Raw genomic sequence first — 20,570 nt, 5'->3', positions numbered from 1 at the left:
AATACTAAAATACTAATGGCAGTGCTGGTGCCCCGCCGTTTCCCCCGAGTCCTGCTGCGGGCCGGCCGGCTCGCCGCCCGGCTCGAGCCCCGGCGGCAACGAACCCTGGTTGGCAGCGCCGAAGCGTCCATGATGGCTCGACAGCACCACCACGCCGATCATCGTCGTCAGCAGCACGATGCCCGCCGACTCGAACACCAGCATCGAATCGCCGAGCAACTCGCGGCCCAGCGAGGCCACCGGGTCGAGCCCCGCCGGCAGCGACCGGTCGGGAAACTCGACGAACAGCGCCAGCGCCCCCAGCACCGCAAAGGCCAGGCCGCCCGCGACGATCGACAGGCGATGCTGATGAACCATCATCATCGGGTTGAGCCCCGCCGGGTTCATCATGAACATCACCATGAACAGCGCCATGATCATCATCTCGACGGCCATCATGAAGAACACTGCCACCCCCAGGTAAACCGCCGCCAGCAACAGCATGATCGCACCCACGGCGATGAACGAGGCGAGCAGGAAGAACGACGCGCGAACCATCGAATCGGTGCAAAACACCCGCCAGCCGCTGACCACGGCAAGCGCGGCCAGCACCCAGAAGATCACATCGGCGAGCAGGCTCGTTTGCATTACAACGCCTCCAGTCCAGCCCAGATCAGGTCCACGAACGACAGCGGCAGCAATACCACCCACATCAAGGTGACGCAGCGCTCCGGCGCCAGCCGCGGCAATACCCGGCCCAGCCACACAAGCGCCAGCAGCACCGCCAGCATCTTGAGCGCCAGCCACAGCGGCCCGGGCAGCCACGGCCCCAGCCAGCCGCCCAGGAAGGCAGTTGCCGCGATGCCGCTGAAGGCCACCAGCATCGCCACCCGGGCGATCTCCCAGGCCAGCCGCGGCGGCCCCGAGACCTCGCTGGCGGTGCCTCCGGCCAGGTCCGTCGAGTCGGCCAGGTTAAGCGGCCCCCAGAAGGTCAGCCCCAGCCCGACGATCAGCAACAGCGGCAGACCCAGCGGCTGGCGCACCACATTCCACAGCTCGTCCTGCGCGGCCACCACCTGGGCGAACCGCAACGACTCGGCGGGCAGCACCACACCGATCAGCACGAACATGCTGATCAGGATGTAGGAAAGTCCTAGCGCCACGTAGCGATAGCCGCCGATCAGCGCCAGCGGCGCGTTGGCCGACCAGCCGTGCAGGAAGATCACCACCGTGGCCAAGGACTCGAAACTGCCCCACAGCACCACGCCGGTGGCCAGGTCCGCGGCGATCAGGGTCGGCGACCAGGGCACCAGCGCCAGACCCAAGGCGGCCAGCGCCAGGTAGAGCGCCGGGGCCAGCCGCCAGGCGCGCCGATCGGGCGCCTCGGTGACGTTGGCGTGCTGACGATACAGCCAGGCACCGCGCGCCAGCGGGGCCAGCCAGGCGTTGCCCTGGCGGGGCCAGCCGCAGGCCGCGGCGATCAGCCGGTCGACGAGAGCCACCGCGTAGCCACCCACCGCCAAGACCAGGAAGGTCAGTAACAACGCTGCCCATGCCGTCATTCCGGACCCTCCGCACTTGCCTCGCCGAGTGGTGGCGAGGCGCTGGCCTCGGCAAGCTCGAGGCTGGCGATCGTCGCCAGCGCGCCGTCCCACTCCATGCCGGGCAGCAGCGCTTCGAGACAGCCAGCGGCGTCCTGCGCGGACCGCTCGCGCCATGGGCCGCCCGGGGGCTCGGCGTTGCCGGGGGCGGCGGTGGTCAAATCGCCTTCAGCGACGGCGCGCCCGGCCAGCGCCAGCGACTGCTCGATCTCGGCGAGCGTCTGATGCCAGCGCGCCCGGGTATCGCCATCCCGGCCCAGCACCGGGCGAAAGCCGAGCCGCCGATAATGCGCATCGTCGCGGCGCCGGTCGGCGTCGATGCCCGCGGCGCGGGCCGTCGGACCGCCGAGACAACGTGCCGTCTCGGCGTCCACCACGCCGCCGTCGAGCGCCGCCAGACGGAAGAATCCCGAGCGCAGCAATTGCCGGCGCAGGCCGTCCAGGCGGCTCGCCGGGGTCAGTTCACGGGCCAGACGCAGCGCCTTCAGGCCGAGCCCCTCGAGGCCGGCCAGACGCAGCGCCTGATAGAGATGACGGAGGTGGTGCCGGGCACGCGCCAGCTCGAGCTCGGCGATCGCCACCGGTTGCTCGCGGGCCCGCTGGAAGACTGCATCGAGAGTCCGGGGATAGCCAGGCGACTGGCTCGTCCAGGTCTGGATCACGTCGCCCTGCAAGGTGATCTCCGCAGCCAGGCCGGGCGGCAGCAGCGGGTAGAACGGACCCAATCGGAAGGTCAGCGAGTCGAGTGTCAGGCCGTCGCGGATATCGTCCTGCATGTTCATCGCCATCGGCCGGCCATAGGGCGTACCGCCCATCATGCCCTCGCCGCCGTGACCGTCATCGCCCAGCCCTTCCCAGGGGTTGGGCGGTTCATCGGGCAGCAGCCGCGGCGAGCTGCCGCGCTGACCACTCTGCAACTCGTGGTGCAGGGCGACCAGTTCGTCGGGCAGTCTCGCGGGGTCGTCGAGGCGCCGGGCGCTCTCCAATCCCGGCAACGCCTGGCTGCGAAACCACAGCGTGGCGAACGGTCGCGGCAATTGGTCGTGGACGCGCTTGAGCGCTTCGTGGTGGTGCGCCGGCACGTGGCCGGCGACCAGCAGCACGCTGGCATGACGCGGCGAATCGACTCGCGTGACGCGCTCGGCCAGCGCCAGTTGATACAGCGCCCGCTCGCCGCCGATCCCCAGCAGCGGATAGACCGGGACCGGCGCACGGGCCGCGAGTCGTGCCAGCCAGTTCACTGCCACTTGAACACCCCCTCGCGCCAGGCGTAGACGATACCCACCGACAGGATGGCCAGGAACATGCCCATCTCCATCACCGCCACCAGCCCCTCCTCGACGAACACCACCGCCCAGGGGTACATGAACATCATCTCCATCTCGAAGGCGATCAGCAGCAGGGTCATCGGGTAATAGCGGATGTGATAACGGTTCCAGGCGTGGCTATCCGGGGTGCCGCCGCCCAGGAATGGCGCGCGTTGGGAGTAGCCCGGCAGTGGCTGACGGCGTAGCGCCGGCCACTGCAGCGCCAGACCGACGCCTAGTGCAACCAGCAGTACCACCAGCAATCTCAGCAGCTCCATGCTAACCCCTCGTCCCTGACATCAGCGCATGATCGTGATCCTGTGCCGAACTCTTAAGGCTCGGAAAATCCAGCTAAGATTCGGGCGATCCAGCGCATTTCAATGAATTATCTTCAGTATAGAACCTCTACCCTGCACATAGGCAAGCCTACTCACCGCGCCCTTGATCTCAGCCGCGATGCTTGCCTCATGTCTCGCTCAACAGGCGCTTGACGACACGACCGATCGACAGCCCCTGGACGAGGATCGAGAACATCACGATCAGATAGGTCACGGTGAGCAACACATCGCGATTCTCGCCATCGGGCAGCGACAACGCCAGGGCCACCGAGATGCCGCCGCGCAGGCCGCCCCAGGTGAGGATACGCACCGCCCCGCGGCGAAATCCCAACCGCTCGCGCAGCAGCATGACCGGCACGCCGATGGTCACCAGGCGCACCGCGAGCAGCACTATCAGCACGCCCAGGCCGACCCAGAAATAGCCGGCCTCGAAGGGAATCAGCAGCACCTCGAGGCCGATCAGCACGAACAGCAGCGTATTGACAATCTCGTCGATCAGCTCCCAGAAGGCGTCGAGATATTGCCGCGTGGTATCCGATATTGCGCTTTCACGAGCCTTGTTGCCGATCAGCAGGCCGGCCGCGACCATCGCCAGCGGCCCCGAGAACTGCAGCCGCAGAGCCAGAGCGTAGCCGCCCAGCACCACCGCCAGCGAGATCAGCACTTCGATACGATAGGCGTCGATGCTGCGCATCAGGCCATACGCCAACCCGCCGACGACCAGCCCCAGCAGGATGCCGCCGCCGGCCTCCTGCAGGAACAGCATGCTGGCGTTCGAGAGCGTGAGCGCTTCCTGGCCGCTCGCCGCGCCCAACAACAGCGTGAACACCACCACCGCGACGCCGTCGTTGAACAGCGATTCGCCGACGATGCGCAGCTCCAGGTCCTTGGGCGCCCCGGCGTTACGCAGGATGCCCAGCACGGCGATCGGGTCGGTCGGCGAGATCAGCGCGCCGAAGGTCAGGCAGTACAGCCAGGAGACATTGAAGCCAAACAGCGTAATCAGCGCATAGGTGGCACTGCCGACCGCCAGTGTCGAGATCACCACCCCCGCCGTGGCAAGGAAGCCGACCGACCAGCGAAAGCGGCGCAGCCGATCGAGATCGACGTGCAATGCCCCGGCGAACAGAATCAGCGAAAGCAAGCCGTCCATCAGCAGCGCATTGAAATCGATCTGGTTGAGCCAGGCCTCGGCCTGGCCTTCGAGTGCCGTCCAGCCCAGCGCGGTGAGCCCGTGCATGACGCCCGACAGCAGCAGGGCGATGACCATCACGCCGATCGCCAGCGGTAGGCCGAGAAAGCGGTGGTTGAACCACGCCAGCAAGGCGGTCAGGGTGATGATGATGGCGACGAGATCGAGCATGAGGCCCTCCCTGGCCTGCTTGCGACGGATTGTCCGCGGATCACGCTCCGACGCGACAACGCCGCCTGCGGGCGGCGTTGTCGGCTAACCTGTAAAGCGGTCTCAGTAACGATACTCGTCCGGCTTGTAGGGCCCCTCGGCGGGCACGCCGGTGTACTCGGCCTGCTCCGGGGTCATCCGCGTGACGACCCCGCCGAAGCCTTCGACCATGTAGCGCGCGACCTCTTCGTCGAGCTGCTTGGGCAGCACCGTCACGCTCAGGCCGCCGGCCTTGTCGTCGTCGGCAAGATCGGCAAACTTGCGCTCGAACAGGTGGAGCTGGGCCAGCACCTGATTGGCGAAGGAGCCGTCCATGATCCGCGACGGATGACCGGTGGCGTTGCCCAGGTTCACCAGCCGGCCCTCCGAGAGCAGGATCAGGTAATCGCGACTCTGCGGATCGAAGTCGCCCGGGTCGCTGTCGCGATAGACCTTGTGGACCTGCGGCTTGACCTCCTCCCAGTGCCATTGGCGACGCATGTAGGCGGTGTCGATCTCGCTGTCGAAGTGGCCGATGTTGCAGACCACCGCGCCGGACTTGAGCGCCTTGAGCATCGGCGCGTCGCAGGCATCGACGTTGCCGGTACAGGTCACCACCAGGTCGATCCTGCCGAGCAGCTCGCGATCGATGCTATCGACGCCGTTGTTGACGCCGCCGACATAGGGTGAGACGACTTCGTAGCCGTCCATGCACGCCTGCATGGCGCAGATCGGATCGATCTCGCTGATCTTGACGATCATGCCCTCCTGACGCAGCGAGGCCGCCGAGCCCTTGCCGACGTCGCCGTAGCCGACCACCAGCGCCTGCTTGCCGGCCATCAGGTGATCGAGGCCGCGCTTGATGGCGTCGTTGAGACTGTGACGGCAGCCGTACTTGTTGTCGTTCTTGGATTTGGTGACGGCGTCGTTGACGTTGATCGCCGGGACCTTGAGGGTCCGGTCGCGCAGCATCTCCTGCAGGCGATGCACGCCGGTGGTGGTCTCCTCGGAAATGCCGTGGATGGCGTCGAGCAACTCCGGGCGCTTGTCGTGCAGCAGCGCGGTCAGATCGCCGCCGTCGTCGAGCACCATGTTCGGGGTCCAGCCGCCGGGGCCTTCCACGGTCTGTTCGATGCACCACCAGAACTCCTCCTCGCTTTCGCCCTTCCAGGCGAACACCGGAATGCCCGCGGCGGCGATCGCCGCGGCGGCATGATCCTGGGTCGAGAAGATATTGCAGGAGGACCAGCGTACCGAGGCGCCGAGCTCGATCAGCGTCTCGATCAGCACCGCGGTCTGAATGGTCATGTGAATGCAGCCGGCAATCCGCGCGCCGGCCAGCGGCTGTTGGTCTCGATACTTGGCGCGGATCTTCATCAGCGCCGGCATTTCGGTTTCGGCGATCCGGATCTCGCGCCGACCCCAGTCGGCCAGCGCGATATCGGCGACCTGGTAGTCTTCGGCGAGGTTGGCTTGGGCATTCGCCATGGCTGTCATCGTCGTCTTACTCCATTCCTAGGGAATGGGCGCCGTTGCTTGCTTGCGGCAAGCCGCTCGAGCCTCGCACACCGACGCTTGGCGTCGGTGTGCTGCAGCGCCCCTCGAGCGGCGGCAACGCGACCGGGGTCAACGACCCTGTTCTGGCAGTTCACTACAGGCGCAGCACTTTTTCAATCGACTTGCGCGCTGACGACAAGGCGGCCCACGTGGGCCGCCTGCTTCGCTCGATTCATCGATGGCCGGCGATTACTGCGAAGATTGCTGCTCCTCGTCCTGCTGCTGGCCGCTCTGGCCATCCTGGGTAGCGCTTTGGTCGTCCGCCATGTCGCCATTGGTGGCGTCCGACGAACCGCCGCTGGCCTGATCCTCGCTCATGCCCAGATCACTGGAGGCGTCGCCGGTTGCAGTGGAGCCTGACGAGCCCCCCCCGTCCGTAGCGGTTGCCGAACCGCCGCCAGAACCCGTCGTTGAACCGGAGGTCGAGCCGCTGCTCGAACCGGACGTGCCACCACTGGTGGTTTCCGAACTGGTAGCCGATTCATCGCCACCGCCGGGCTGCTGTTCTTCGCCATCGTCACTACAGCCAGCCAACAGCACACCGGACAGTGCCATTGCGGCGAACCAAGCAAGTTTGCGGTTTTCCATGTTCACGTTCCTCATCCATTGATTAGCGAAATCCAGTTCCCACAAACAGCGTAGAAGGCTCGACGGCAAGCCACAAACGACGACGCCCCGCCGTTGTGGCGGGGCGTCGCACTGGCCTGGCAGTACGCTAGAGCCCGGCAGCGCCGCGCAGGGCTTCGGCCTTGTCGACCTTCTCCCACGGGAAGGCGGTGAAGGTCTCGGTCTGCGCCTCGCCGTTGACGTCGGTCCAGGTGTAGCTCGTTTCGAACGGCTCGCGACCGAAGTGGCCGTAGGCGGCGGTCAACTGATACATCGGATGCTGCAGATCGAGCATGCGGGTGATCGCGTAGGGGCGCAGGTCGAAATGCTCGCGGACCATCTCGATGATCTTGGCATCGCTGACCTTGCCGGTACCGAAGGTATCGATCGACACCGAGGTCGGCTCGGCTACGCCGATGGCGTAGGAGAGCTGGATCTCGCACTTGTCGGCGAGCCCCGCGGCGACGATGTTCTTGGCCACGTAGCGCCCGGCGTAGGCGGCGCTGCGATCGACCTTGGACGGGTCCTTGCCGGAGAACGCGCCGCCACCGTGGCGCGCCATGCCGCCGTAGGTATCGACGATGATCTTGCGCCCGGTCAGCCCGCAGTCGCCCACCGGACCGCCGATCACGAACTTGCCGGTCGGATTGATGTGATACTTGGTGGATGCAGTCAGCCACTCGGCGGGCAGCACCTGCTCGATGATCTCGCGCTTGACCATCTTGCGCAGGTCGTCCTGGTCGATCTCCGGGTCGTGCTGGGTCGACAGCACCACCGCTTCCACCGCCAGCGGCTTGCCGTTGTCGTCATAGCGAAAGGTCACCTGGCTCTTGGCGTCCGGGCGCAGCCATGGCAGCATGCCGTTCTTGCGCAGCTCCGACTGACGCTCGACCAGGCGATGCGCATAGTGGATCGGCGCCGGCATGTAGGAGGCGGTCTCGTTGGTCGCGTAGCCGAACATCAGGCCCTGGTCGCCGGCGCCCTGATCCTCGGGCTTCGAGCGGTCGACGCCCTGGGCGATGTCGACGCTCTGCTTGCCGATCAGGTTGAGCACGCCACAAGTCTCGCCGTCGAAGCCGACATCCGAGGAGCTGTAGCCGATATTCAGGATCACCTTGCGCACCAGCTCCTCGAGATCGATCCAGGCGCTGGTGGTGATCTCGCCGGCGACGATCGCCACGCCGGTCTTGACCAGCGTCTCGCAGGCCACCCGCGCCTGCTTGTCGCGGGCGATGATCGCGTCCAGCACCGCATCGGAGATCTGGTCGGCGATCTTGTCCGGGTGACCCTCGGATACGGATTCGGAAGTGAACAGGGAGTATTCGCTCATGGCGTCCTCGACCCTCTCTGGTAGGCGTTCCGATGCTTCGGAGAAAAGGGGAAAACAGCGCCGCGACCGCCACAACGGCAAGGACGACGCACGATGAGCCAGCATAGCTGGTGGAGTCCGGCTCGGGGGTCAAGAGTTTACACGCTGCCCGCTTAGCTGCCTATGTTTTACCCACTTCGGCATGACCATCCGCGTGGGACTTGTCCTCCCGGGTCCGGCGCTCCTCGATCGCGTATTCCACTGGACCGGGCCAGCAGCGTGTGATCGAACGCCACCATGCAGCTCAAGTGCGTCCCGCATCGATCGCAGCCGTCGGCACGAACCCACTGGAGGAATCGACCGTCGTCATGACGTGATCTGCCGGGTCGCAGTCGGCGAATGCTCATCGATTGGCGCGAGCGAGACGCCATGCCCGCGCATGGCGACGTCACGAACCTGCTCGATCTCTGACCGCCGGCGCGCCAGCGACCATCCCGACGCCGCGCTGCAAAGCGTGGCGACCTCATCGATCACCGCGCTATCGAGCTGCCCGGAGAGCGCGATCGGCAGACGCCGGAACAGCACGTCAGCCAGATGCTCGACGCGCTCGAAGCGGCAGACGAAGTCGATTTCCCCCACGCAGTAGTCGGCAAGGGATTCGAGCGGGCGCTGGCCCGCTTCGCCATTCGTGGCATCCTGGGAACAATGATGCGCCACCGCCTCGCCGCGGGTGCCGTAGCGATCCAGCAGGGCGATAGCCCGCCGCCGATCGCCCCCGCAGATCGCAGTCACCCGAGCAAGCCAGGCCTCACGCGCCAACGCGTCGCAGGGGTAATCCCGACCGCCGCCGATCGCCAGCCGGTGGGTATCGATCTCCCGTCGACGACCGAGCCTCGCGAGCACGTCGTCGGCCACCTCCTCGGCAAAGCCCCGAAAAGTGGTCCATTTGCCGCCGACCAGCGACAGTACCGGCCACTCGTGGATGCGATCCTCGACGATGGCATGATCGCGGCTGATCTGGCCCGGATCGGCAGCATCGCTGCGCGGCAGCGGTCGCACCCCGCTGTAGCGGTAGCGCACCTGCGCGGGGCCGACCGTCACCCCGGGGAACAGGTAGCGTACCGTCTCGAGCATGTAGTCGCGCTCGGCATCGTCGCAGACGGCCTGATCCGGATCGGTGCAGCGAATATCCGTGGCGCCGACCAGCACGTGGTTCATGAACGGATAGATCAGGCAGATGCGCCCATCCGGGGTTCCGAAGTAGATCATGCGGCCGTCGAGCTGACGCCGAATGACCGGCGCATCGACGATTAGATGCCCGCCCTTGGTGCCGCCGATATGCCGGGTTTCACGCCCCAGTTGACGATTGATCTCGTCGATCCAGGCGCCGCCGGCGTTGACGATGATCTGCGGGCGGACCGTGAAGGCGTGCCCTTCCTCGTCCTCGAAATTCACCGCTCCGCCGTCGGCACCGGTCAGGGTGACATGGTTGAGTGCCATCGCTTCGCGATGGGTTCGGCAGCCATCATCGATCAGCTCGAATCCCAGCCGCTCGGCCTGACTGATCGCCGCATCGTAGTAGGTGTGCAACGCCCGCACATCGTGTCGAATGTCCGGCAGCGACTGGTGCACCTTGCGCCCCAGCACCAGCGAGTGGCGAGGCATGCTGCGAAAATGCCGCCCAAAGAAGTCGTAGAGCGTCAGCCCCAATTCACTGATCAGGATGCCGCGGTCGTCGATCTTCGCCGGGCGCCGAAAGAACCGCTGGATTGACGGCCAGATGCCGCCCCACCAGCTGTGCGTCGGCATCGCCGTGCGCAGCGGATGCACCACGTGCGGGGCATTGCGCAGCAGCAGATTGCGCTCGCGAGTCGACTGTACCACCAACCTAAACTCACCGGTTTCCAGATACTTGAGCCCGCCATGAATCAAGCGCGACGGCGCGGCGCTGGCGCCGGCGCAGAAGTCCTGCTTGTCGACGATCAGGGTATCGACGCCCTGCAACGCCAAATCGCGAAACAGTCCGGCACCATTGATACCGGCACCGATGATCAGTACCGAGACCGAGGGATCGGCCCGCAACCGTTCCAGCGTCTGCCGACGAGTCAGCGGTGGTGAACCCAAGGGTTCCGTCATTGTGCGGCCCCCGCTAGCGGCATGGACTCGGATTGGGCGTCGGGCGGCTGCGAAGGCGACGCACCGACATCGAGCGCCGCCCATAGCGGTCGTAACCCCTCGATCAGCCGTTGATAGCGCTCGAAAGCCTGTTGACACTCGGCCTGGCGACGGGCCTCCGGTGTATAGCGGTGGTCGATCTCGCAAAGCCGGGTGGCCGACTCGATCGATGGAAACACCTCGGCGGCCACGCCCGCACAGATCGCGCCGCCCCAGGCGGCGGCCTCCTGAATTCGCGAGGTCTCCAGCGGTCGGTCGAGCGAATCGGCGAACAGCTGGGCCAGCCGCGGCGAGTGACTGCCGCCGCCGGTGATGCGCACGCGGTCGATGGTGAAGGTCGACGCCAACGCATCGACATGCACGCGATGATTGAACACCACCCCTTCGAGAATCGCGCGCAGCACATGGCCACGTTCATGCCAGCCCTGCAGCCCGAACAGCCCGGCGCTGGCAGGTTCGTCGTAGGGCGAGCCATAAAGGAACGGATGATAGACCAATCGCGACGGACTCCTGAACGCGGCGTCCAGAGCCGATTCCATGTCGGCGAGAAAGGCCCCGGCGCCGCCATCGCCCGGCCGGCCCCACTGGCGGTGAAACCATTCGAGATTGCTCGATGAGGCCGGCGAAATCGCCATGTTGAGCCACTGTCCGGGGCGCAGCCCATTGCGCGTGGCCCAGCGCGGATCGGGCTTCGGTGCGTCGGAGAAGACCTCGTTGATACTGAAGGTGCCGGCCGCGATGGTCAGCGTATCCGACTCGACGTTCCCCACCCCCACCACGCTGGCCGTGACGTCGTGAAGCCCCGTCGCCACCGGAGTGCCGGCTCTCAGGCCGGTGGCGCGGGCCGCCGTCTCGCAGACATGTCCTGCGATCTCGTCGGGCATGCGGATCTCCGGCAGCGTCTCGAAGACGCTATCGATACCCAGCAACGACAGCGCCTCACGGCTGTAGCGCTGCGTGTTCACGTCGGTGTAGCCGGTGCTGGCCTCGGTGAAGTCGGTGGCCACCGCGCCGGTCAGCTTGAAACGCAGCCAGTCCTTGCAGGTCAGCACGTGGCCGAGCGCGGAAAATCGCTCGAGTTGATGTTCCTGCATCCACGCCAGCAAGGCCACCGGCGAAAAGGCGAAAGGCATCTGCCCGATGCGTGCCAGCACTTCGTCGCGCACGCCCTCCCGAGACCAGCGTTCGACGATCCCCGCCGCGCGGCTATCGAGTGAGGTGATGGCATGGCCGAGCGGTTCGCCCTTCCGATCGAGTGGATAGAGCCCATCGCCGTGGGCCGTGACGCCGATCGCCAGAATATCGCCACCATCCACGTCGGCGGCCGTCAACGCAGCGTGTATCGCCTGAGTGGCACTAGCCCAGGCGGCATGCATGTCACGTTCGACCCAGTGCGCCAGAGGATGCTCGAGCCGAGACGTTTCCCGCCCGATGCCCATGACGTTGCCGTCGGTATCGAAGATCACCGCCTTGGTGGAACTCGAACCGCCATCGAGCCCCAGCAGATAACCACGTGACATGGCTGCCTCCTGTTGATCGTGCTCGCCGAATCATTCGGTGATCCTTGGGACGAATCGGCAGGCGCTGGCCCGTGCCGCCCCCGAAGAGATTGCATCTGGTGAGGCCGTCATGCTCGGCAGACACACCCGTACAGGGAACGCCGCGAACCCTGGCTCGCGACGTTCTCGTACGAAGGGAAGTCCGCTCCCCGCGCGGTCCTGCTACCCTTATTGCTCGAGTACAAAGGGTGATACGTACTGATCGACGTTGTCGGGGGTAATCAGGATACAGTCGTAAAGTTTCTTCTCACTGTCGAGCCCGGTCTCACCCGTGCGGATGAATCGGTCCGCCATGCGTACGGCATCCTCGGCGAAAACTGCCACCGGCTGCAGCACGGTATAGGCGAGCTCGCCGGACTTGACCGCCTCGACCGCATCGGGCGAACCGTCGAAGCCACCGACAACTACGTCGTCCAGCCTGCCGGCTTCCTTGAGGGCAGCGATCGCACCCAGCGCCATCTCGTCGTTGCCACTGATCACCCCTTGGATATTCGGATTGGCCTGCAGCAGGCTCTGCATCTTGTTGAAGCCCTGGGTGCGGTCCCAATTGGCCACATCTTCGCCGACTTTCTTGAGATCGGGATACTGGCTCAGCACCGTCTCATAGCCGTTGGAGCGGGTCGCGGCGTTGTTGTCGGAAGGCGCGCCCTTCAGCTCGACGTAGTTGGCTGAATCTCCGACCGTCTGGACCCACTGCTGCGCGCCCATTGCCGCGCCTTGCGCGTTGTTGGACACCAGCTGCGCCTTGGCCAGCCCCTGTTCGTTGATTTCGGCGTTGACCAGAAAGACCGGGATACCGGCGTCGACGGCCTTGCGCACCGCCCCGATGGAACCGTCGGCATTGGCCGGATCGAGAATGATCGCCTTGGCCTGATTGGTGATCGCGGTGTCGATCTGACGGCTTTCGGCGTTGGTATCCCCCTTGTGGGCACTGACGTTGGCTTGGTAACCCAGCTCTTCGGCGGTCTCGCGAGCTACCTTGCCTTCCGTGAACCAGTAAGGGTTGGAGGTATCGTTGACGATGATCGAGATCAGCCCCTTGTCCTGCGCCATGGCAGTGCCGGCGAGCAACGGCGCGCTCACGGCGAGGGCGGCGATCAGCAAGCGTTTTCCTGTCTTGAACATGATGGATTCACCCTTCTTTTGCGGTTGTGTTTCTAACCCGTGTCAATCGACACGTACGGGTTAATGCTGCGTTGCCGGCTTGCCGGCGCTACTTTCCGCCCCGGGCGTCTCGCGGGATGCGTCGTCGCTCGAGGATGGAGAAGTGGGCGAAGCGGGCGCCTTGGGTTCAGGCGATTCGGGCTCGGACGACTGGGTCGCGCGTTTCCTGCGCCCGCTGTACTGAATGCTGTTGAGCAGGACCGCCAGCACAATCACGGCACCGGTGAACACGGTCTGCCAGTAGGAAGAGACGCCGATGATGACGAGGCCGTCGGACAGGAAGCCGATCACGAAAGCGCCGAGCAAGGTGCCGCGCACGTTACCGCGGCCGCCGGTCAACGCGGCGCCACCGATGACCACGCCAGCGATGGCGGTCAGCTCATAGGTAGTACCGGCCGTCGGGCCGGCGGAGGTCAACTGGGACGACAGCACCAGCCCGGCGATCGCCGCGCAGATACCGGAGAGCACATAGACCGAGACCTGCACTCGCTTGACCGGCACGCCGGAGAGCTCGGCCGCCCGCGCGTTGCCCCCGGTCGAGTAAACCCAGCGGCCGAACGGCGTACGCGCCAACGTCAGAATGGTGACGACTGCAACCGCCGCCAGAATCAGCACGCCCACCGGCACGCCGAACAGCCGGTTGAAGCCGAGCCAGTCGAAGCCGGTGTTGCCCAGTTCCGGGCTGCCGCCGAGATTGTTGTAGGTCAGACCGTCGGTCATCAGCAGCGCGACGCCGCGGGCGACATAGAGCAGCCCCAGGGTGGCGACGAAGGCCGGCACCTTGAAGTAGGCGATCAGTACGCCGTTGATGGCACCGACGAACGCGCCCAGCGCGCAGGTGAGAATGACCACGACCCACACCGGCGGATAGAGCGTCACGCCGAACATGTCGAAGGTCACGCCCTGCATCAGAAAGCCGGCCACGACCCCCGCCAGGCCCAGGGTCGAGCCTACCGACAGATCGATACCACCGGTCAGGACCACCAGCAGCATGCCGATCGACAGCAGGCCGAAGATCGCCACGTGGGACGACATGGTCAGGAAGTTGTTGGTCGAGAAATAGACCGGCGACAACGCCGAGAAGATGATGATGATCGCGATCAGGGCGAAGAAGGCGCGCCCTTCCAGCAGCATTCGTCCCAGATCGAAGCCACCCCCTCGACGCGCTGGCGCTTGGCTGTGCTTGGACATAATCAAAACTCCCTTCGAGAGAAAGCGCTAACGTGTTCTTTTAAGCGACCACGGCTTCGCCGGAAGCCGCCATGATCTGTTCCTTGGAGGCGTCGGCGCCGAATTCGGCCGCGATGCGCCCGCGACTCATCACCACGATTCGGTGGGCGATGCTCAGGCATTCGCCGACCTCGGAGGTGGAGAAGATCACCGCCAGCCCCTGCTTGGCAGCCCCTTCCGCCAGCAGTTTGAACACTTCGGCCTTGGCCCCGATATCGATACCACGGCTCGGCTCGTCGAGCACCACCACCCGGGGGTGGGTCGCCAGCATCTTGCCGATGACCACCTTCTGTTGGTTGCCACCGGAGAGCGAACCGATCTCGGCTCGGGGACCATCGGTCTTGATATGGACGCTGGCGATCGACTCGTCGACCACGCTGCGCTCACGCTGGCCCGAGGTCAGCAACCAGCGGGTAAACGCCTTGATGCTGGCCAGCGACAGGTTCTCACCCACCGACATGGTCTGCACCAGGCCGTCGCGCTGGCGATCTTCGGGTACCAGCACCAGCCCCTTGGCAATGCGTTCGGCGATGCCCAGGTGCGAGACGTCCTCGCCTTCCAGCACCACCCGCCCACCGCTCAGCGGCACGCGACCGGCCACGCACTCGAGCAGTTCGGTGCGCCCGGCGCCCATCAGGCCGTAGATGCAGACGATCTCGCCGGCGCGAACCTCCAGCGACAGATGATCGACGACCGAGCGCTCCGGCACGGCGGTGTCGGCGACGCTGACGTCGTCGAGCGACAGCGCCACCTCGCCCATGGCGTGGCCGGTGGGCGGCGAGCCGAGATCGAAGTTCTCGCCGACCATGTTGCGCACGATCCACTCCAGATCGATATCCGCTCGCCTGGCGTAGGCCGTCATCACGCCATCGCGCAGCACCACCGCGTGATCGGTGATGAGCAGCGCCTCCTCCAGATGGTGGGAGATATAGACGATCGACACCCCGCGGCTCTTGAGGTCGCGAATCACCCGGAACAACACTTCGACTTCGGTCGCCGACAGTGCCGACGTCGGCTCGTCCATGATCAGGATGCGCGAATCGACCGACAGCGCGCGGGCGATCTCGACGACCTGCTGTTGCCCCAGGCGCAGGTCCTCCACCGGCGTCAGCGGATCGATCGGCTCATCGAGCTCCGCCATCAACGCCCGGGTCTGACGCGCCTCCTCGGCATAGTCGATACCGGTCGTCCCCTTCAACTCGCGCCCCATGAAGATGTTGTCGCGAACGCTGAGATTGGGCGCCAGGCTGAGTTCCTGGTGGATGATCGAGATCCCCAGGCGTTGAGCATCGGTGGTCGAAGCAAAGCGCACCGGATCGCCTTCCAGCAGGATCTCGCCGGAGGTCGGTTGCATCACGCCGGAGAGAATTTTCATCAGCGTCGATTTGCCGGCGCCGTTCTCGCCGAACAGCGTGGTCACCTGCCCCCGATAGACATCGAAATTGACGGTCTTGAGCGCATGCACGCTACCGAATGACTTGGCGACATCCCGCGCCGAGAGCACGATGTCATCGGCTGGTTCGCTTGCAGGCGCCGGCCGAACCGAAGGGGAAGCCATCACTGCACCTCCAGGCTGACGGGCGTCACCAGCCAGTTCTTGGGATTGATCAACTTGAACACGCCGGTCACGCTGACGCGCTTGCCGCTCAGGTTGGCCGTGTCCACATCCGCCAGCACCGCCTGCTTCATGGCGTCATTGATCGACGCGCCCGCGTTCTGGTATTCGATCTGATTGGTGAACTCGCCAAACGAGATCTCGCCGGTGGCATCGCGTAGATCGGTGCCGTTGATGGCCGGGCCGGTCTGTACGCGAATCGTGATGTCGTCGGGTACGCCGTCCACCGTGACCGGATAGATGCCTGAACGGGCCTCGCCGAAAGTGCCAGTGAACGTGACCGGCACCACCGGCCCGAAACCTTCGCCAACGCCGTACTTCTGCCCCGCCGCAGTCGAGTCGTCGAGTACCGCAGACGCCAGTTCGCTTGCCTCGACGGCACGCTCCTCGACGCTGGCCTGGATATCCGGGAAATGCTCGACGCCGTATGTGGCGGCCGAAAAGCCGCCTTCGAGCGCCGCTTCCGAGCCGATCTTCACCACCGTGGTGTCCCAGGCCATCACGGCCAGCAACGCGACCACGCAGGCACCAATGACGAGGCGTCCCTTGAGCTTATTCGGCGCCGCTGGCCGACTGGCAACTGTTGCACTCATGACTTCAGCCCTTTTCTGCGAAACCTCTGCTTCTCTCGTCTACGCCAACCGACGAAAAACCGCCAGTCGGCCGGCCAGGCACGTCACGGAATCAGCACGATTTTCAGTGACTTCGATCCGCTCTTCATCAGCTCGAAGCCCTCCTCGTATTTCTCCAGCGGCAGCTTGTGAGTCACCACCCCTTCGGTCGGGAAGTCACCGTTGCGGATCCCCTCGATGACCAGCGGATAACAGTACGGGCCGAGGTGGGAGCCGAGCACGTCGAGTTCCTTGCGGTCGGAGATGATGCTCCAGTCGACGCTGACCGGATCCTTGAACACGCTGAACTCGACGAAACGGCCCAGCTTGCGGATCATCGCCAGCCCCTGCTCCACCGACTTGGGATGGCCGGTCGCCTCGATGTAGACGTCGCAGCCGTAGCCCTCGGTCATCTCCTTGATGATCGAAACCACGTCGTCGCGCTTGGGATTGAGGGTCAGATCGGCGCCAAACTTCCTGGCCAGCTCCAGGCGCTCGTCGAACAGGTCGAGCACGATCAGCTTCTCGGCGCCCGCTTTCTTGGCCGCACCGACCATGCCGAGCCCCAGCGTGCCGGCACCGGAGAGCACCACCACATCGCCCAGTTCGATCCTGGCGCGCTGCACCGCATGCAGCGAGCAGGCGTAGGGCTCGATCAGAACCGCCTTCTCCAGCGGCAGCTCCTCGGGGACGTGATAGTTGATCGCCTCCTTGGTGAACTTCATGTACTCGGCCATGCCGCCATTGACGTTGTTCTGAAAGCCGTACAGGTCGTGCTTCTCGCACATCCAGTACTGCCCCCGGCCGCAGAAGCGGCACTGCCAGCACGGCACGATCTGCTCGGAAATCACGCGATCGCCGACGGCGTAACCTTCGACCTGGGCGCCAACCTTCACCACCCGGCCGATGAACTCATGCCCCGGGATCATCGGTGCCTTGATATAGGCCGGCTGTGTCTCGTCGCCCCAGAAGCTGGGTGCGCCATCATAGGACTTGATATCACCGGCACAGATACCGCACCCCTCGACCTTGATCAGAATTTCCTTCTCATCGATCTCGGGGACCGGCACTTCCTCATAGCGGTAATCGCCGGGCGCATAAGCAACCACCGCTTTCATCGTCTTGGGAATATCCCCACTGGAAGCCGGCTGGATGGATGCTGCGGTGGATTCACTCATGGAAGATCTCCCGTGCACAAAACACATGATCGTTATTTGGTCATATGTTTGTAGCCTAGCCAGCCAATAAACATCAATGCATTCATCTCAAAAATTCCATAAGACTTTAGGCAAAGCACAATAGACATTTGTCTATAAAGAATAATATAGCAACGATGGCGGGAGCCTACGACTAAAGTTATTTCGATAAAAGCCCAACTCGAGCCTCGGTTGGCCTCAAAATTGGCGCAAGAATAGGATCTATGCAAGATCATATGCTCATTGTCTGAGAGATGGCTCGATCACCGACATCCTGTACCACCGAGCGGCCACAGTCATGCAGACACGCACGAAACACCGCGCTCGACGTGTCGCGCAGCCACTCGACACCCGGCATCAATTGCTTCGCACGATCAGCAATGGTCGCGCTCGTACGCCGCTATGCGGTCCACCTTGACCTGGGACCCCCCGCCGGAGAAGTCGCTGGCGAGAAAGGCGCTAACAATGCTCTTGGCCAGCTCGATGCCGATGACCCGCGCCCCCATGGTGACTATCTGAGCGTCATTGCTCTTGCGCGCACGCTCGGCCGAGTAGGTATCGTGCGCCTGGGCCGCACGAATGCCCGCCACCTTGTTGGCCGAGATCGCCACCCCGATCCCCGTACCACACATCAGGACTCCACGATCGCAACGCCCTCCCGCAATGGCTTGCGCCACTTCGAAGGCAACATCCGGATAGAGCACCGGCTGCGCATCATGCGTACCGAAGTCCTCGACCTCATGCCCCAGCGACCGCACGTGCTCGATCATGACCTGCTTCATCTCGTAGGCCGCCTCGTCACACCCCAGCGCCACTCGCCATTTCTGAGCCATCGCTCACCTCCCATTCGATCAACGGCGTCATAGTCGACGGCGATATCATACCCCCGCTCCGATCATATGAACAAATTTATTTCATATGAACATCAAGGTGCGATAAAAAAGCATATCCTGAAGCCACATCAGTGGCATGACCGGAAAAAGCGAGGGTTCAGAAAGCGCTGCCGATAGCCGCCATGGCGCCGAAATCTCTACCAAAGTCGCATATCCGCATGCTTGATCACCGCTATGATGGTCATCACATAGTGCATAAACCAAATGTACAGCATAAGATCAATTAATCAATCGGCTGTGAGCCGCAGCTCTGCGAGATTCTCAGCGCGACAATCACCAACCTGCGGGAGCGTCGGCCATGACACGCCTTTACAACGACCCAGTGAATTTCGTCGATGAAGCGACCGAGGGGTTCGTCGCGGCTCATGCGCAACGCGTCCGTCAGGTGCCGGGCGGCGTGATCCGAAGCACTCGCAGCGAACCCGGTACCGTTGCCGTCGTTATCGGCGGAGGGTCGGGCCACTATCCGGCCTTCGCCGGCCTGGTCGGCCAGGGGCTGGCTCACGGCGCAGTAATGGGCAACCTGTTCGCCTCGCCTTCCGCCCAACAGGTCTACAGCGTCTGCAAGGCAGCCAACAACGGCGCCGGCGTGCTCTTGAGCTTCGGCAATTACGCCGGCGACGTATTGCACTTCGGCAAGGCCCGGGAGCGGTTGATTGGCGAGGGGATCCCGTGCGAGATCGTGGCGGTCGTCGACGATGTCTCAAGCGCCAGCCGCGAAGAACTGCACAAGCGCCGCGGCATAGCCGGGGACCTGACGGTGTTCAAGGTCGCCGCTGCCGCCGCCGAAGCCGGCCACTCACTGGAGGAAGTCACGCGCGTGGCTCGCGCTGCCAATCTGCGCACGCGCTCGATGGGCGTGGCGTTCGATGGCTGTACGCTGCCGGGCGCCCAGGATGCGCTGTTCCATGTACCCTCGGGCAAGATGGCGGTCGGCTTGGGCATCCACGGCGAACCGGGCATCAGCGAACAGGACGTGCCCACGGCCGACGGCCTGGCGGAACTGCTCGTCTCGCACCTGATGGAAGAGATTCCCGATGGCATCGACAGCACCAAAGGCGCCAAGGTTTCAGTGCTGCTCAACGGCCTGGGCTCGATCAAGTACGAAGAACTGTTCGTGGTCTATCGACGGGTCAATCAATTGCTTACAGATGCCGGACTGGAGATCGTCGAACCAGAGGTCGGCGAACTGGTCACCAGTCTCGACATGGCAGGCGCTTCGCTGACGCTATTCTGGCTCGACGATGAACTGGAGGGCCTTTGGAAGGCGCCAGCGGATGCACCGGCCTATCGCAAGGGCAGTCTCGAGGCTGCTCCCCCGATCGATGCGTCCCAGCTCGACATCCCCGATGCCGATGCCATTCCTCCGGCGAGCGAGACCTCGATCGCCGCCGCCCGTTGCGTCTATCAGGCATTGAGCGCCACGCGCAAGATCATCGACCAGAAGGCTGAAGAGCTGGGGCGACTCGACGCCATCGCGGGGGACGGCGATCACGGTATCGGCATGCAGAGGGGGGCTGTCGCGGCGGAACTGGCAGCCGAGGATGCCGTGAGCCGCAACGCCGGCGCCGGCACCGTGCTACGCCTGGCGGCAGAAGCCTGGGCGGATCGCGCGGGCGGCACCTCCGGCGCCATCTGGGGCGTCATGCTCAACGCCCTGAGCGTGACGCTCGGCGATGACGAAGAGCCGACTCCTGTGCGCTACGCACGAGGCATCACCAAGGCCAAGGACGACGTCATGGCGTTCGGCAAGGCCAAACTGGGAGACAAGACGCTGGTCGATGCACTGGTGCCGTTCAGTGAAACCCTCGAACGCGCCCTCGAGGCCGGTGACGCTTTCCCGGTCGCCTGGGGCAGGGCCGTCGAGGCAGCGTCCGACGCCGCCAAGACCACGTCCGCGCTGAAGCCGAAGCTGGGCCGCGCTCGTCCGCTGGCGGAAAAGAGCCTCGGCACGCCCGATCCGGGTGCAATATCGCTTTCCATGATCGTCGGCAACATCCAGGCCGTCATCAAGCGGTGACGACCGGACAGTGACGAATCGAGCAACGG

17 protein-coding genes and 1 riboswitch are annotated in these 20,570 nt (G+C 64.5%); of the genes, 1 reads left to right on the top strand and 16 read right to left on the bottom strand.

Annotated features, from left to right (window positions below; all coding sequences use genetic code 11):
• Positions 1-12: 12 nt before the first annotated feature.
• The 16 genes from K7I12_RS09210 to rpiB all read right to left on the bottom strand — a co-directional run bounded on the left by K7I12_RS09210 (position 13) and on the right by rpiB (position 18,461).
• Positions 13-627 (bottom strand): NADH-quinone oxidoreductase subunit J, encoded by a 615-nt coding sequence (locus tag K7I12_RS09210; RefSeq protein WP_031385236.1) that lies wholly within the window; start codon positions 625-627, stop codon positions 13-15.
• A complete protein-coding gene (locus K7I12_RS09205; RefSeq protein ID WP_031385235.1) occupies positions 627-1,541 on the bottom strand; it encodes a complex I subunit 1 family protein in 915 nt (304 codons plus the stop codon). Before K7I12_RS09205 ends, K7I12_RS09210 begins: the two co-directional genes overlap by 1 nt.
• Complete coding sequence (locus K7I12_RS17610; protein ID WP_150113137.1) at positions 1,538-2,827, bottom strand: hypothetical protein; 1,290 nt, start codon at positions 2,825-2,827, stop codon at positions 1,538-1,540. Before K7I12_RS17610 ends, K7I12_RS09205 begins: the two co-directional genes overlap by 4 nt.
• Positions 2,818-3,165 carry an NADH-quinone oxidoreductase subunit A gene (locus K7I12_RS09195; RefSeq protein ID WP_031385233.1) on the bottom strand — a complete coding sequence of 116 codons (348 nt, stop codon included), beginning with the start codon at positions 3,163-3,165 and terminating at the stop codon, positions 2,818-2,820. Before K7I12_RS09195 ends, K7I12_RS17610 begins: the two co-directional genes overlap by 10 nt.
• 187 nt (positions 3,166-3,352) lie before the next feature.
• Positions 3,353-4,588, bottom strand: coding sequence for a cation:proton antiporter (locus K7I12_RS09190; RefSeq protein WP_031385232.1), 1,236 nt, complete (start codon positions 4,586-4,588; stop codon positions 3,353-3,355).
• A gap of 102 nt (positions 4,589-4,690) precedes the next feature.
• On the bottom strand, positions 4,691-6,103 hold the full coding sequence (ahcY, locus tag K7I12_RS09185; RefSeq protein WP_031385231.1) for an adenosylhomocysteinase: 1,413 nt from the start codon (positions 6,101-6,103) through the stop codon (positions 4,691-4,693).
• A 20-nt stretch (positions 6,104-6,123) separates the two neighbouring features.
• Positions 6,124-6,215: riboswitch (S-adenosyl-L-homocysteine riboswitch) on the bottom strand.
• 137 nt (positions 6,216-6,352) lie between these two features.
• Complete coding sequence (locus K7I12_RS09180) at positions 6,353-6,751, bottom strand: hypothetical protein (protein WP_231663987.1); 399 nt, start codon at positions 6,749-6,751, stop codon at positions 6,353-6,355.
• A gap of 127 nt (positions 6,752-6,878) precedes the next feature.
• On the bottom strand, positions 6,879-8,099 hold the full coding sequence (gene metK, locus K7I12_RS09175) for a methionine adenosyltransferase (protein WP_031385229.1): 1,221 nt from the start codon (positions 8,097-8,099) through the stop codon (positions 6,879-6,881).
• Positions 8,100-8,444: 345 nt separating this feature from the next.
• Complete coding sequence (locus K7I12_RS09170; protein ID WP_231663986.1) at positions 8,445-10,214, bottom strand: glycerol-3-phosphate dehydrogenase/oxidase; 1,770 nt, start codon at positions 10,212-10,214, stop codon at positions 8,445-8,447.
• Positions 10,211-11,773 carry an FGGY-family carbohydrate kinase gene (locus tag K7I12_RS09165; RefSeq protein WP_231663984.1) on the bottom strand — a complete coding sequence of 521 codons (1,563 nt, stop codon included), beginning with the start codon at positions 11,771-11,773 and terminating at the stop codon, positions 10,211-10,213. The genes K7I12_RS09170 and K7I12_RS09165 overlap by 4 nt, the downstream gene beginning before the upstream one ends.
• A 207-nt stretch (positions 11,774-11,980) precedes the next feature.
• Positions 11,981-12,937: a D-ribose ABC transporter substrate-binding protein gene (locus K7I12_RS09160; protein WP_231663982.1), complete on the bottom strand. Its 957-nt coding sequence runs from the start codon at positions 12,935-12,937 to the stop codon at positions 11,981-11,983.
• Between the two features lie 60 nt (positions 12,938-12,997).
• Entirely contained in the window at positions 12,998-14,167 is a 1,170-nt protein-coding gene (locus K7I12_RS09155) for an ABC transporter permease (protein WP_231663981.1), read from the bottom strand.
• Positions 14,168-14,207: 40 nt separating this feature from the next.
• Positions 14,208-15,764, bottom strand: coding sequence for a sugar ABC transporter ATP-binding protein (locus K7I12_RS09150; protein ID WP_231663980.1), 1,557 nt, complete (start codon positions 15,762-15,764; stop codon positions 14,208-14,210).
• Positions 15,764-16,414 (bottom strand): DUF2291 family protein, encoded by a 651-nt coding sequence (locus K7I12_RS09145; protein WP_231663979.1) that lies wholly within the window; start codon positions 16,412-16,414, stop codon positions 15,764-15,766. Before K7I12_RS09145 ends, K7I12_RS09150 begins: the two co-directional genes overlap by 1 nt.
• Before the next feature lie 83 nt (positions 16,415-16,497).
• Positions 16,498-17,610, bottom strand: a complete 1,113-nt coding sequence (locus tag K7I12_RS09140; RefSeq protein WP_231663978.1) for an MDR/zinc-dependent alcohol dehydrogenase-like family protein — start codon at positions 17,608-17,610, stop codon at positions 16,498-16,500.
• A gap of 392 nt (positions 17,611-18,002) precedes the next feature.
• A complete protein-coding gene (gene rpiB / locus K7I12_RS09135; protein WP_231663977.1) occupies positions 18,003-18,461 on the bottom strand; it encodes a ribose 5-phosphate isomerase B in 459 nt (152 codons plus the stop codon).
• Positions 18,462-18,819: 358 nt separating this feature from the next.
• On the opposite strand from rpiB, the gene K7I12_RS09130 reads away from it, so the two are divergent.
• The gene (locus K7I12_RS09130; RefSeq protein ID WP_231663976.1) at positions 18,820-20,541 is read left to right on the top strand and encodes a dihydroxyacetone kinase family protein; all 1,722 of its coding nucleotides are present in this window, start codon (positions 18,820-18,822) and stop codon (positions 20,539-20,541) included.
• Positions 20,542-20,570 lie beyond the last annotated feature (29 nt).

It is taken from the genome of Halomonas sp. IOP_31 (genome assembly GCF_021151495.1).
Classification (GTDB): Bacteria; Pseudomonadota; Gammaproteobacteria; order Pseudomonadales; family Halomonadaceae; genus Modicisalibacter; species Modicisalibacter zincidurans.
Note: the sequence above shows the minus strand (reverse complement) of the source record. Positions and strands in the feature narration are given on the sequence as shown.